We start from the raw sequence: 14,119 nt of genomic DNA on the forward strand, positions 1-14,119 counted from the left end.
ATGAGAATAGTAGTACAGCGCAGCAAAGAGGCTAAGGTAACTGTCGATGGTGAAATAACCGGAAAGATTACCAAAGGCTTTGTCCTGCTGGTTGGGGTGACACACGAGGATAAGGAAGAGGATGCCGCCTATTTAGCGGATAAAATTGCTAACTTACGGATCTTTGAAGATCATGATGGGAAAATGAATCATTCTTTATTGGATGTTGGCGGAGAAATTCTCTCTGTCTCCCAGTTCACCCTGTATGGGGACTGCCGAAAAGGCCGCAGACCTAACTTTATGGAAGCGGCAAGGCCTGAACAGGCAGTGGTCTTATATGGAGCCTTTAATCAGATGCTTCGTGACAAGGGAATTACTGTTGAAACTGGTGTGTTTGGCGCCATGATGGATGTGGAATTAATCAATGATGGCCCTGTAACGTTGATTGTAGAAAGCAAGTAGGCAGCCTTGGCATTCATGCCGGGCTTTTTTTGTTGGATTAGAGATGTTGTTTATTTTATTAACAAAAAATGGGCCGATATTAACAAATTGGCCAACCCGCCATCTAATTTTCACAAAAAAAAGCTCCGGAAGAATAAACATTCCGGAGCCTTGCAATTAGTTAGTTATTTTTAAAATACCGCGCCAAGCCAACATATAGCCCCGAAGCTGCATTTTCTTGAAACATACTTGAGTTAAGGGTAATTTCTTCTTGGGGGTTACTCAAATACCCCAGTTCAATGAGAGCAGCTGTTTGACTGTTTTCCCGGATGACATGGAAATCACCAAATCTTACTCCACGCCCACTTAAATCCGTTTGGGCAATGGTGGAAGTATAAAGCGAATCTGCCAGTCCTTTTTGATAGTCATAATAATAATAGCCTGTCATTCCCCGTGAACTTCGGTCTAGGCTGCTGTCGTAATGCAGGCTGATAAAGGCATCGGCTCCATTTGCCGTGGCCGCATACACCCGAGATGGCAGGGGAATAAATGTATCCGTACTTCTAGTAAGGTAGACATTGGCTCCGGCCGCTCTTAATTTATCGTATAGTAGTCGTGCGGTTCGAAGTGTCAGTTCTTTTTCTAGTGTACCGTTCGCACCTGTTGTTCCATTATCTCCGCCACCATGTCCTGGATCGAGGATAATTGTTTTATTTTTAAGGTAGCTTTCGGCTCCGCCTTTATGAATTTGCTGATTGGACCCATTGTTTGAAACGATCCATCCAGCCACGTAGCCTGTTTTTCCGTTCCTTAATTGTATCTCGTACCAGTCATTTACAATCCTTTTTACCGTAAACCGATCTCCCTCATCAGCCAGGGCAACTACCTCGGATTGGGCATCTGCGTCTCTTCTAATATTTGTTCCGTTATGTAAAATCGTAACAGTAGTTACTTTTAATGGTTGTTTTCCTTGAGAAGAAGCTGTCGTTTTCTCAAGAAACAAGCCTGATACCCAGCCAAAACTACCAGACTTATACTCTATTTTTACCCAATTATATTTCTCATCTAAAATAGTAAACTGTTGGTCCTGTGAAACAGTACCAATGATGTCCGAGTTTAGCGAGGAGTCTGAACGGACACTTAAACTTTCCGCAGTTACGGTTCCAGTGACCCCTGTTACACTTTCTGTTTGGGTATCATTTGAAGTCTCTGATTGAGTGTCAATAAACTCCGCTCTTACCCAGCCTTTAATATCTGAAAAACTAATTTTCAGCCATTTATTTTGTTTGGAGATAATAGAGACGTCCGTCCCATTTGTTAGTTTTCCGACAATTGCACTTGAGACGTAAGGCTCTTCTCTTATGTTAACTGTATCGGCATTCACTTTCCCCATTTCGGTATTTTCAGATGAATCCGAGGAAGAATTATTTTGTCCGGTTTGGAGATCTAAGAATTCTCGAATGACCCATCCTTCACCGAAGAGGCTGCTGATTTTATACCAATTTTCATTTTGGTCAAGGACTGTTACCTCTTGACCTTGAGTTAAAGAGCCTACCATCGGGAAGCTTGTCCCAGGACCGGAACGTATTCTTAATTGATCGGTATTAACTTTTGCTTTTTTGCTTCCAGTACTTGTTGCTTCGGTCCCTGAATTTGATTCATCGTCCTTCGTGACGAGCCAATTGACTATCCAGCCAGTTTGGCCTAACGATAATTTAATCTCAATCCAATCATCTTTTTCTTTTACAATTTGATACTGTTCGCCTCGTTTTGCTGTCATGATATTGGGATAGCTTAATCCTGGGCCGCTGCGGACATTTACCGTATCTGTGGATATCGTAACAGAACCACTTGAGGCATTGCCTATTCCTTGCGGCAGGAAGGTACCGAAAGCGAGAATAATAGTGAATAAGAGCAGTGTATACTTTTTTGTCATCGTAACCTCCTTCTTCTGTTTATTTTATCGTAAAAAAGCCAGAAATTCATTCCTTAATTGGTTAATTACGCTAATTTTACTAGAAGTAAGCCATAAAAATCACATAAACATGTAAGATTTTTACCAGAGTGGAAATACTAGAAAAAAAGACTGAGGTGATTGGGTTATGAGGTCGAGTGAAAAGGGAATGAACATACAGTCAATGGATGGCCGTCTTTTTGGAGTAGATTTTCATGATTTTATCCAAAAAGAGGGTCATTCGAACTCCATTGAACTTGCATCTGAATTTGGGTTGACGATGGGTGATGTCAGAAAGTTAAAAAAACATATGGGAAGGTCTTAAATGTCTCTTGACATTACCATTGTTGCTACGTATTATTATATAAATATAAAAGATATTTCGGAATAACCAATGATGGAGCATAGTAATTAAGATAATCCATGAAAAGAGAGGAAATGCCTTAGGCTGAAAGCATTTCTACATGTACCTTAGTGAAAGAACACTCCGTAGGCTTCTCTCTGAAAAAGCAGCTGCTTTAGTAGGAGATGAACGTTGCAGGCGTTAACTGTTTAAGAGGAAGAGCATTTTTTCATGTTCTTCAACTAGGGTGGCACCGCGGGACTAAAACTCTCGTCCCTTGTATGACTACAAGGGATGGGAGTTTTTTTGTGTTTCCAGAAAAAGCAAGCACCCCTAACAGCGTCTATTTAACAATATCTACATAAGCGTTATGTTTATAAAGGAGGTAAATCACCATGTCGATCAGCATCCCGAGAGGCACGCAAGACATACTGCCTGGTGAAGTAGAAAAGTGGCAGCTAATTGAAGCAAAAGCAAGAGAACTTTGTGAAAAATACCAATATCAAGAGATTCGTACACCAATCTTTGAACATACAGATCTTTTTTCTAGAGGCGTTGGAGATAGCACCGATATTGTCCAAAAAGAAATGTACACCTTTGAAGACAGAGGCAAACGCAGTATAACGCTTAGACCTGAAGGAACAGCGGCAGTCGTCCGCTCGTTTGTAGAGAAGAAAATGTTTGGTCTTGCTAATCAGCCTGTAAAGCTTTATTACATGGGACCTATGTTCCGTTATGAACGCCCGCAGGCAGGACGATTCCGCCAGTTTGTTCAATTTGGTGTGGAGGCATTAGGCAGTAACGACCCAGCGATCGATGCAGAGGTAATTTCTTTAGCCATGAATCTCTATAAAGAAATGGGATTGCAGAAGCTAAAACTTATCATCAACAGCTTAGGGGATAGAGAAAGCCGGACGGCTCACCGTGAGGCGCTTGTGAATCATTTCAAACCTCGGATTGGGGAGTTTTGTCATGACTGTCAAAACCGTCTTGAAAAAAATCCGCTTCGAATCCTGGATTGTAAGCAGGACCGTGACCACGAATTAATGAAAACGGCGCCTTCAATCTTAGATTATTTGAATGATTTTTCAAAAGCTTATTTTGAAAAATTACAACAGTATTTAACGCAGCTCGATATTCCATTTGAAGTCGATCCAAACTTAGTCCGCGGTTTAGATTATTATAACCATACTGCATTTGAGATTATGAGTAACGCGGAGGGCTTTGGAGCCATTACCACCCTTTGCGGAGGCGGACGGTATAACGGGCTTGCAGAAGAAATTGGCGGCCCTGAGACACCTGGTATCGGCTTTGCTTTAAGTATTGAGCGGTTTATTGCTGCCCTTAATGCGGAAGGTATTGATCTTGAAATCAATCAAGGAATCGACGTGTTTGTAGCTTCACTTGGGGAAGAAGCAAAGGATTATACCGTCGGACTATTGCAGCAGCTTCGAATGGCTGGTTTTTCTGCGGAAAGAGATTACTTGGACCGGAAAATCAAGGCCCAATTTAAAGCAGCTGACCGTTTAAAGGCTAAATATGTAGCGATACTTGGAGACGATGAGCTTAAAAATAACAAAATTAATGTTAAAAATATGGCTACAGGTGAACAAGTAGAATTAGACCTAAACACATTTATTAAACAATTCCAGGAATTGCAAGCTTAAAAGGGGGATAAACATGTTTGGCAGATCGTATTTTTGTGGAGAAGTTCCAGAATCAGCAGTAGGTGAGAAGGTAACATTAAAGGGTTGGGTTCAAAAACGCCGTGACCTCGGCGGGTTAATCTTTATTGATTTGCGCGACCGTTCCGGAATTGTTCAAGTAGTGTTTAATCCAGATACATCAAAGGAAGCACTGGAAATTGCAGAAACAATCCGTAACGAGTATGTTCTAAATGTGGTCGGAACTGTTGTCGGCCGTGAAGCAGGAACCATTAATGAAAACATTACAACCGGAACGATTGAAGTTCAGGCTGAAGAAGTAACGATTATCAATGAGGCGAAAACGCCGCCGTTTCAGATTTCTGATCGGACAGATGCCTCAGAGGATATCCGCTTAAAATATCGCTACTTAGATTTTCGCCGCCCGGTTATGTTTGAGACGCTGAAGATGCGCCATCAGGTAACAAAACATATACGAAACTATCTTGACAGTGAGGGTTTCTTAGATATTGAAACACCAATTTTAACAAAAAGTACACCAGAGGGAGCACGTGACTATTTAGTGCCTAGCCGTGTCCATCCAGGTGAGTTCTATGCATTGCCACAATCACCACAGTTGTTTAAACAATTATTAATGGTGGGCGGAGTAGAACGCTATTATCAAATTGCCCGCTGTTTCCGTGATGAGGACTTGCGTGCAGACCGTCAACCGGAATTTACCCAAGTCGATATTGAAACAAGCTTCTTAAGTCAAGAAGACATTATCAGCATGATGGAAAAAATGTTATCTGGATTGATGAAGGAAGTTAAAGGGGTGGAAGTCCCTGCAAGTTTCCCGCGTATGACCTATGCAGAGGCAATGAGCCGCTTCGGGTCTGATAAACCAGATACACGGTTTGGATTAGAACTTGTGGACCTTTCTGAAATCGTGAAGGATTCAGGTTTTAAGGTGTTTGCTGCAGCCGTTGCAAATGGCGGCCAGGTAAAAGCCATTAATGTAAAAGGCGCAGCCGAAAAATATTCTCGTAAAGATATTGATGCTTTAACTGAATTTGTCGCTGTCTACGGTGCAAAAGGCCTTGCTTGGTTAAAAGTAGATGCTGAAGGCTTAAAGGGCCCAATTGCTAAATTCTTCAACGAAGAGGATGTACAAGCAATCAAGGCTACACTTGATGCGGCTGATGGAGATTTACTATTATTTGTTGCCGATAAAAAGAGTGTTGTAGCAGATGCCCTTGGTGCATTAAGACTAAAACTAGGAAAAGAGTTAGGCTTAATCGACCCAAGCCGGTTTAACTTCTTATGGGTAACTGACTGGCCGCTGTTAGAGTACGATGAAGAAGAAGGCCGTTATTATGCAGCACACCATCCATTTACAATGCCATTTAGGGAAGACCTTGAACTATTAGATACAGACCCTTCCAAGGTCCGTGCACAAGCATATGACATTGTTTTGAATGGATATGAACTCGGCGGTGGATCACTGCGGATTTTCGAACGCCCGATTCAAGAAAAAATGTTTAGTGTGCTTGGATTTTCTCCAGAAGAAGCACAGGAACAGTTTGGCTTCCTCTTAAATGCCTTTGAATATGGAACACCTCCACATGGTGGAATTGCTATCGGTCTTGACCGCTTGGTGATGCTGCTTGCAGGCAGTACCAACCTGCGTGATACGATTGCCTTTCCAAAGACAGCAAGTGCAAGCTGCTTGCTAACAGATGCACCAGGTGAAGTTTCTGAGGCTCAATTAAAGGAGTTATATTTGTCACTAAATGTTAATAAATAGCAAGAATTCGCTTTCATAAAGTCTTGATGACCTTTTTAGGATATGATATGATAAGAGCAATTAAAGAAGAGTCCTGAAATGTACGTTGTGTTACCTGATGTTTTGACCGAACATTAATGATTCGGGAGTCTAGAGTTTTCTACATGCGTAAATGCCCCACCTATACGGTATAGGGACTTACAATAGCGGAAACAGGACACCCACCTGCTAGTAGCGGGATCAAAACGAAGGATCATAAGCGACGGCACCATTGGGACTCTTCGTTATTTCCTAAAAAATCACCTTCTGCTTAGGCAGAAGGTTTTTCTTTTATGAGATAAGAAAGTATAAAAGTTTTTGACTTTGAGAATTGTCTAGCTCCAGCGCCTAGCCCCTCGAGGTCATAAGCCAATCCGTCCAAAAGGTTAAAAAGCAACCTTTCGGCCGGCTCGTCTTATGCTTGTCGGGGCTGACCAAGGCGCTTGCGCTTTTCTAATGAATAATTCCTAGTTGATTACTTGTTTTTATAAGCAAGTATGATATATTCTTATGGTGAAAAAATATATAAAAGTGATTATAAATTTGGAGTGAAACTAATGCTGCATCAATTTTCTCGAAACGAGCTTGCTATTGGTAAAGAAGGATTAACTATTATGAAAAACAGCACGGTTGCTGTTTTAGGAATCGGCGGTGTCGGTTCATTTGCGGCGGAAGCTCTGGCCCGGTCCGGGGTTGGCAGATTAATTTTGATTGATAAAGATGACGTAGATATTACCAATATCAACCGTCAGCTAATTGCGCTTTTATCCACGGTTGGCAGACCAAAGGTAGAAATCATGACAGAGCGGATTAAAGATATTAACCCTGATTGTGAAGTGATTCCGCTAAAAATCTTTTATACAGAAGATACTTATGAAGAAATTTTTAGTCATAAATTGGATTTTGTTGTGGATGCTTCGGATACGATTGTTTATAAAATTCATTTAATGAAAGAATGCCTGAAGCGAAATATCCCGATTATTTCTAGCATGGGGGCAGCAAATAAAATGGATCCGACTCGTTTTAAGATTGCGGATATTTCGAAGACTCATACGGATCCGATTGCAAAGGTTATTCGCACAAAACTTCGCAAAGAACGGATTCACAAAGGGATTCCGGTTGTCTTTTCTGATGAAAGTCCAATAGTGATTCGTGAGGATATTAAAAAAGAAGTGGGAAATGAAAACGCGCCGATTCGGAAAGCGCAAATGCCGCCTGCCTCTAATGCTTTTGTACCTTCCGCAGCTGGCCTGATTATGGCGAGCTATGTTGTCAGAGAATTGTTAAAAGACATTAAAATTCAGCGCGTTGCTGATGAAAAATAAGCGATTTGCCCTAAACTCTTTGACGTTTAGGGTTTTTCTTTTTGCATCAGTCTTAAGACCTAGATAGTATCCATCCGGAGCCGTTTTAAATCGCTCCTCTTATTTGTTACAATACTTTACGAATTAGGAAGGAAATTTTTACTACATTCAGGTAAACTTGATTAGGATCGTTTGTTCCTGAGAGGAGAGAGAAATTGGAGACCATTGTAGAACTTAAAGAGGTTACGAAGGTTATTAAAGGAAGAACCATTATTGATCAAATTAGCTTCCGAGTAAATAAAGGGGAAGTGTTTGGATTCTTAGGTCCAAACGGAGCAGGGAAAACCACCACCATTCGGATGATTGTGGGTTTAATGGGGATTACTTCCGGTGACATAACTATTGGCGGTTATAGTATTAAATCTCAATTCGAGGAGGCAGTCGGTCATATTGGAGCGATTGTTGAAAATCCTGAAATGTATAAATTTTTAACAGGTTATCAGAACTTGGTTCATTATGCACGCATGTCGAAAGGAATCTCAAAAGATAAAATTGCGGAAACAGTAAAATTGGTAGGACTGTCAGACCGAATCCATGACAAAGTAAAAACCTATTCACTTGGAATGAGGCAGCGGTTAGGGCTGGCTCAATGCCTTTTACATGACCCGGATGTATTAATTCTTGATGAGCCTACTAACGGATTAGACCCTGCAGGGATTAGAGAAATACGCGATTATGTTCGCCTGCTGGCCAGAGAAAAAAATATGGCTGTGATTGTTTCTAGTCATTTACTGTCTGAAATGGAAATGATGTGTGACAGAATCGGAATCATACAGGATGGCAGGTTAGCAGATGTACAGCGCGTTAATGAATTTGTGCATGAAGGTACTGAGGTAACCTATGAGCTAGAAGTAGTACCTGCTGAAAAAGCGTTGAATCTTTTAGCTGTGAATTATCCAAATCTTAAAGCAAATCATTCAAGAAATGGCCTAACTATTGAATTAAGCAAAGAGGAAATCCCAAATCTAGTTAAATTACTGGTTGCCGAAGATATTTCCATTTTTGGGATTAAGGAAGTAGCGAAAACATTAGAAGATCGCTTCCTTGAAGTGACGTCTGAAAAGGAGGCGGCTTTGCGTGGTTAATTTAATTAAAAATGAATGGATGAAAATTTTTAGGCGCCCTGGAACAATCGTTATGATTGCTATTTTGGTTCTTTCCTTAGCTGTAGTTGCTATTGTCATTAAATCACAACAGAATAGTATGGATGTGCAGCAGGATCAAAATTGGCGGCAGGTCTTACAGGAGGAAAACAATGCTTTAAAGCAGCAGATGGCGAAAAGCCAAATCAAATCGGAGAAGCAATATTTTAAAAAAGAAATTGCGATTAATGATTACCGAATCAAACATGATATTCCACCTAAAGAGAAATATACGGTTTGGTCCTTCGTAAAAGATTCGTCACAGTTGATTATGTTAGCAGGCGTATTTATTATTATTGTAGCTGCTGGCATAGTGGCCAGTGAGTTTAACTGGGGGACAATTAAGCTGTTGTTAATCCGTCCCATTAACCGAACTAAAATTCTTTTAGCGAAATATGTGACAGTTCTATTATTTGCTTTTTTTATGCTGGCGACATGTTTATTTTCTCTAGTGTATTGGGTGCCATATTATTTGGTATGCCGGACAAAGCAGTTCCTTATTTAAATTATTTTAATGGCCACGTTACGGAACAGAATATGGTTGCCCATCTGCTCGTTTACTACGGACTAAGTTCTATTGATATGATTATGTTAGTAACCATGGCATTTATGATTTCTGCTGTATTTCGAAATAGTTCACTTGCGATTGGGCTCTCGTTGTTTTTATTATTTACCGGAGGTCAATTTACTGCTTTGTTAGCAATGAAATTTGACTGGGCTAAATATGTTTTATTTGCAAACACAGATTTAATGCAATATTTTGAAGGAACACCACTCGTCGAAGGAATGACAATCCCTTTCTCTATTATCATGCTAGTCATTTACTTCGCCCTATTCCAGTTCCTCGCTTTCTACGTCTTCAAAAAACGAGACGTAGCAGCATAAACACTATAAGAACATAAATAAAGGTGACAGGCACCATGTGAATTCTTCACATGGTGCCTGTCACCTTTTCTATTGTTTCTACTTTCTCGATCTGATTAATTTTTCGTATACGGTAGCTAGGGCTTGTTCGAATTTTCCTGTTTTTTTAGGCTGGTAGTATTTTTTGTTTTTTAGTTTGTTCGGTAAATATTGCTGAGGAACCCAGCCGTTCTCATAGTCATGTGGATATAAGTAGCCAATCCCTCTGCCAAGCTCTTTTGCCCCTTTATAATGGGCATCCTTTAGGTGGTCAGGTACTTCGCCGACAATTCCTTTTTGGATGTCATCTAGGGCCGCTTGAATGGCCAAAACGGCTGAGTTTGATTTAGGTGATAAGCAAAGTTCAATTACTGCATTTGCGAGTGGAATCCTTGCCTCAGGAAAGCCAATTCTTTCAGCTGTTTCGATGGCTGCTAATGTCCGTGCTCCCGCTTGTGGATTAGCTAGTCCTATGTCCTCATAAGCAATCACGATCAATCTGCGGCTGATACTGGGCAGGTCACCCGCTTCAATTAAGCGGCCAAGGTAGTGAAGGGCAGCATCCACATCGCTCCCGCGAATAGACTTCTGAAAAGCAGAGAGAACATCATAATGACCGTCTCCATCTTTATCGGCAACCAAACTTTTCTTTTGCAAACATTCCTCAGCCGTTTCCACATCAATATGAATAACGCCTTCAGCATCTTTATCGGTTGATAGAATGGCCAGTTCCAGTGCGTTCAATGAGCTGCGAACATCCCCATTTGACCCTTGAGAAAAATGCAATAATGCTTCTTCAGACATCTCTACTTTTTCTTTTCCATAGCCGCGCTCATCATCACGAAGCGCTCGCACTAAGGCTTGCTTGACTTCATCCGGGGACAAAGGCTTTAGTTCAAAAATTTGACAGCGGCTTCGAATCGCCGGGTTAATCGCATGATAAGGATTACTTGTTGTGGCCCCAATTAATACAATCATTCCGTTTTCCAGATAGGGAAGAAGAAAATCTTGTTTGGCTTTATCTAAACGGTGGACTTCATCAAGCAGCAGAATGACTTTCCCAGACATTTTTGCCTCTGCTGCCACAATCTCCATATCTTTTTTATTATTTGTTACCGCGTTTAATGTTCGAAAGGCGTATTTTGTACTTCCGGCAATGGCGCTTGCAATCGAAGTTTTCCCAATGCCAGGCGGTCCGTATAAGATCATCGAGGTAAGCTGTTTCGCCTTCACCATTCTAGCGATAATTTTCCCATCCCCAACAATATGCTGCTGTCCGACAACTTCCTCGATTGTTCGTGGCCGCATGCGGAATGCTAATGGTTTTTGCTGCATAATCATCTCTCCAAAATTGAACTGACTATCTTGCTTGAAAATTTATATTTTATAGTAGAATAGGTGCTGATTTAATAAATTACTAAATAGAATCTTCCAATTAACTTTACCATTTTCCATTGAAAAAGCATATTAAAGAAGAATATGATATAATTTTTAATGCCTATCAATTTACTGAGATTATTTTCATTAATAGATACATTAACGAATAAGGGGTGCAATAGATGAAGATTTCTACTAAAGGTCGTTATGGTTTGACAATTATGATTGAACTAGCTAAAAAACATGGTGAAGGTCCTACCTCTTTAAAGACGATTGCTCAAGCAAATGAACTATCCGAGCATTACTTAGAACAATTAATTGCTCCATTACGGAATGCTGGTTTGGTCAAAAGCATCAGAGGAGCTTATGGAGGATATGAACTGACTAATGCGCCATCAAAAATTACCGCAGGCGATGTCATTCGTGTGCTAGAAGGTCCGATTACCCCTGTCGAAGGGATTGAGGATGAAGAACCTGCTAAGCGCGAGCTGTGGATCCGAATCCGCGATGCGATTAGAGGTGTTTTGGATAACACCACATTAGAAGATTTAGCCAGCCACAGTGATGACCAGGAGCCAGATGGTTATATGTTTTATATTTAAGGTTAAAAATAAAAGCGAGGCAGTAATGGAAGTAGCAGCTATTAATTTATAATCTTTTTAGATGAATGATAAATGAGAATTATTTGATTGAAGGTGTAATTATGGAACGAATCTATCTCGACCATGCCGCAACGAGTCCGATGCATCCAAAGGTGATCGACAAGATGGTAACGATTATGAATGCTACTTTTGGGAATCCTTCGAGCATTCATTCATTCGGCAGGGAGGCTCGTCATTATATTGATTTAGCGCGGGCTGCACTTGCTCGCAGTATCGGAGCCCGGGAAACCGAGATTATTTTTACAGGCGGCGGGACTGAAGCAGATAATATGGCGTTATTTGGTGTCGCTGAAAGCTACCAAACAAAGGGCAGACATATTATCACAACACAGGTAGAACATCATGCTGTGCTTCATGCTTGCAAAAAGTTAGAAAAAATGGGATACGAAGTTACCTACCTGCCAGTGGATGAAACAGGGCGAATCGTAATAACAGACCTCCAAGCGGCATTAAGGGATGATACGATTCTAGTATCGGTTATGTATGGCAATAACGAAGTAGGAACCATCCAGCCAATTAACGAAATTGGTCAGCTGCTAGAAGGGCACCAAGCTATTTTTCATACAGATGCAGTCCAAGCATACGGGGTAGAAGACATCGATGTCAACGATAGTAACATTGATTTGTTATCTGTTTCTGCTCATAAAATAAATGGCCCAAAGGGAGTTGGCTTTCTTTTTGCAAGGTCAACGGTCAAAATAGCACCACTCCTCTTTGGTGGTGAACAAGAAAGAAAACGCCGAGCCGGGACGGAAAATGTTGCTTCAATCGTAGGATTTCATGAAGCGGTTTTGATAGCGAATGAAGAGCGGTCAGTTAAACGTGAAAAGTTTATTGAACTGAAAGAAATGTTAATAGAAAAGCTCCATGAAGGACAGGTTGAATTTAACATAAACGGATCGCTTGAATATTCACTGCCACATGTATTAAACTTAAGCTTTCCTGGAACTAGTGTGGAAGCAATGCTTGTCAATCTTGATTTGGCTGGTGTTGCCGTTTCAAGCGGCTCAGCTTGTACAGCTGGTTCGATTGAGCCTTCCCATGTTCTTGTTGCCATGTTTGGTAAACAATCAGAGCGGCTGACCAATTCCATTCGCTTCAGCTTTGGTTTTACTACGACAAAGGAAGAGGTTAGTAAAACCGCTGCAGAAATTGCGAAAATTGTTAAGCGCCTGAAAAAATAGATGCAGATGAATTGCTAGACGAGAGAGGTGAAAACATGGAAATAAAGGATCCAAAGGATACACGGGTAGTAGTTGGGATGTCAGGTGGAGTGGATTCCTCTGTTGCAGCCCTTTTACTGAAGCAGCAAGGCTATGATGTCATCGGCATTTTTATGAAAAACTGGGATGACACCGATGAAAATGGTGTGTGTACAGCAACAGAAGATTACGAGGACGTTATTCGTGTCTGCAATCAAATTGGCATTCCCTATTATGCGGTAAACTTTGAAAAACAATATTGGGACAAGGTATTTACCTATTTCCTTGATGAATATAAAGCGGGCAGGACGCCAAATCCTGACGTGATGTGTAACAAAGAAATCAAATTTAAAGCCTTCCTAGAACATGCGATGAACTTAGGTGCGGATTATCTTGCGACAGGACACTATGCCCGCGTCGAGTTCCGTGATGGCGAATATAAAATGCTTCGCGGCCTTGATGAAAATAAAGATCAAACCTATTTCCTAAATCAATTATCGCAGGAGCAGATAAGTAAAGTGATGTTCCCAATTGGTAATCTTGAAAAGTCCCGGGTTCGGGAAATTGCCAAGGAGGCAGAGCTTGCTACTGCAACGAAAAAAGACAGTACCGGGATTTGCTTTATTGGTGAACGGAATTTTAAAGAGTTCCTAGGTCAATATTTACCTGCACAACCCGGGAATATGGAGACGTTTGACGGTGAGGTCAAAGGCAAACATGAAGGGCTGATGTATCATACGATCGGCCAGCGTCATGGTCTTGGGATTGGCGGATCTGGTGAGCCCTGGTTTGCGATTGGTAAGGATTTAAAAAGAAATATCCTTTATGTCGGCCAAGGCTTCCATCATGAAAAACTTTATTCCGATGCGATTACAGCTGTGAATGTTAGCTGGGTTTCAAATCGTGAAAAGCCTGCTGAATTTGAATGCACAGCGAAATTCCGTTATCGTCAGGAAGACCATAAAGTCACAGTTCGCCTGTTGGAAGGCGATAAAGTTCAAGTCTTGTTCCATGAACCTATCAGAGCAATTACGCCTGGACAAGCTGCTGTTTTTTATCAAGGTGACGAATGCCTTGGCGGCGGAACGATTGATGAAGTTTATAAAAATGGTGAACGTTTAACCTATGTTGGCTAAAGAAGACCCTGATTCCTTTATTGGAGTCAGGTCTTTTTTTGTGAGTGTATTACTGTTTGGCGGAATAAATGGCAATTGGGGCGGAATTAATGTAAAAAGGCTCTAAATATTTCCAAAATTGCGCGGAATAAAAGCTGAATTCGGCGTA

Annotated in this window: 13 protein-coding genes, 1 other RNA gene and 1 other annotated feature; of the genes, 12 read left to right on the forward strand and 2 right to left on the reverse strand. The window is 41.1% G+C overall.

Annotated elements, in window-relative coordinates:
* On the forward strand, positions 1-441 hold the full coding sequence (gene dtd, locus AAHB15_RS21960; protein WP_335571338.1) for a D-aminoacyl-tRNA deacylase: 441 nt from the start codon (positions 1-3) through the stop codon (positions 439-441).
* Positions 442-601: 160 nt separating this feature from the next.
* Here the strand turns inward: dtd and AAHB15_RS21965 are convergent, their stop codons facing one another.
* Entirely contained in the window at positions 602-2,356 is a 1,755-nt protein-coding gene (locus AAHB15_RS21965) for an SH3 domain-containing protein (RefSeq protein WP_335571339.1), read from the reverse strand.
* Between the two features lie 166 nt (positions 2,357-2,522).
* On the opposite strand from AAHB15_RS21965, the gene AAHB15_RS21970 reads away from it, so the two are divergent.
* From AAHB15_RS21970 to AAHB15_RS22005, 8 genes are all read left to right on the forward strand, one after another.
* Positions 2,523-2,699 carry a hypothetical protein gene (locus tag AAHB15_RS21970; RefSeq protein WP_186446430.1) on the forward strand — a complete coding sequence of 59 codons (177 nt, stop codon included), beginning with the start codon at positions 2,523-2,525 and terminating at the stop codon, positions 2,697-2,699.
* Between the two features lie 60 nt (positions 2,700-2,759).
* Positions 2,760-2,998: a binding site (T-box leader), on the forward strand.
* 114 nt (positions 2,999-3,112) lie between these two features.
* Positions 3,113-4,384 (forward strand): histidine--tRNA ligase, encoded by a 1,272-nt coding sequence (hisS, locus tag AAHB15_RS21975; RefSeq protein WP_335571340.1) that lies wholly within the window; start codon positions 3,113-3,115, stop codon positions 4,382-4,384.
* 13 nt (positions 4,385-4,397) lie between these two features.
* A complete protein-coding gene (aspS, locus tag AAHB15_RS21980) occupies positions 4,398-6,167 on the forward strand; it encodes an aspartate--tRNA ligase (protein WP_335571341.1) in 1,770 nt (589 codons plus the stop codon).
* Positions 6,168-6,234: 67 nt separating this feature from the next.
* Positions 6,235-6,428, forward strand: a non-coding RNA gene (gene ssrS / locus AAHB15_RS21985) — 6S RNA.
* A 314-nt stretch (positions 6,429-6,742) separates the two neighbouring features.
* Positions 6,743-7,510 carry a tRNA threonylcarbamoyladenosine dehydratase gene (locus tag AAHB15_RS21990; protein WP_098529882.1) on the forward strand — a complete coding sequence of 256 codons (768 nt, stop codon included), beginning with the start codon at positions 6,743-6,745 and terminating at the stop codon, positions 7,508-7,510.
* Between the two features lie 194 nt (positions 7,511-7,704).
* The gene (locus AAHB15_RS21995) at positions 7,705-8,634 is read left to right on the forward strand and encodes an ABC transporter ATP-binding protein (RefSeq protein WP_335571342.1); all 930 of its coding nucleotides are present in this window, start codon (positions 7,705-7,707) and stop codon (positions 8,632-8,634) included.
* Positions 8,627-9,196, forward strand: a complete 570-nt coding sequence (locus AAHB15_RS22000; RefSeq protein WP_342043346.1) for an ABC transporter permease — start codon at positions 8,627-8,629, stop codon at positions 9,194-9,196. Before AAHB15_RS21995 ends, AAHB15_RS22000 begins: the two co-directional genes overlap by 8 nt.
* Complete coding sequence (locus tag AAHB15_RS22005; RefSeq protein ID WP_342043347.1) at positions 9,169-9,576, forward strand: hypothetical protein; 408 nt, start codon at positions 9,169-9,171, stop codon at positions 9,574-9,576. Before AAHB15_RS22000 ends, AAHB15_RS22005 begins: the two co-directional genes overlap by 28 nt.
* A 78-nt stretch (positions 9,577-9,654) precedes the next feature.
* On the opposite strand, the gene AAHB15_RS22010 is transcribed toward AAHB15_RS22005, so the two are convergent.
* Positions 9,655-10,929 (reverse strand): replication-associated recombination protein A, encoded by a 1,275-nt coding sequence (locus tag AAHB15_RS22010; protein ID WP_342043348.1) that lies wholly within the window; start codon positions 10,927-10,929, stop codon positions 9,655-9,657.
* Positions 10,930-11,153: 224 nt separating this feature from the next.
* On the opposite strand from AAHB15_RS22010, the gene cymR reads away from it, so the two are divergent.
* From cymR to mnmA, 3 genes are all read left to right on the forward strand, one after another.
* Positions 11,154-11,573 carry a cysteine metabolism transcriptional regulator CymR gene (cymR, locus tag AAHB15_RS22015; protein WP_098529886.1) on the forward strand — a complete coding sequence of 140 codons (420 nt, stop codon included), beginning with the start codon at positions 11,154-11,156 and terminating at the stop codon, positions 11,571-11,573.
* A gap of 101 nt (positions 11,574-11,674) precedes the next feature.
* The gene (locus AAHB15_RS22020) at positions 11,675-12,817 is read left to right on the forward strand and encodes a cysteine desulfurase family protein (protein WP_342043349.1); all 1,143 of its coding nucleotides are present in this window, start codon (positions 11,675-11,677) and stop codon (positions 12,815-12,817) included.
* Positions 12,818-12,852: 35 nt separating this feature from the next.
* Positions 12,853-13,971 carry a tRNA 2-thiouridine(34) synthase MnmA gene (gene mnmA, locus AAHB15_RS22025; protein ID WP_342043350.1) on the forward strand — a complete coding sequence of 373 codons (1,119 nt, stop codon included), beginning with the start codon at positions 12,853-12,855 and terminating at the stop codon, positions 13,969-13,971.
* The last annotated feature ends 148 nt before the right edge of the window (positions 13,972-14,119 follow it).

It is taken from the genome of Bacillus sp. OTU2372 (assembly GCF_038440275.1).
GTDB lineage: Bacteria > Bacillota > Bacilli > Bacillales > Cytobacillaceae > Neobacillus > Neobacillus bataviensis_B.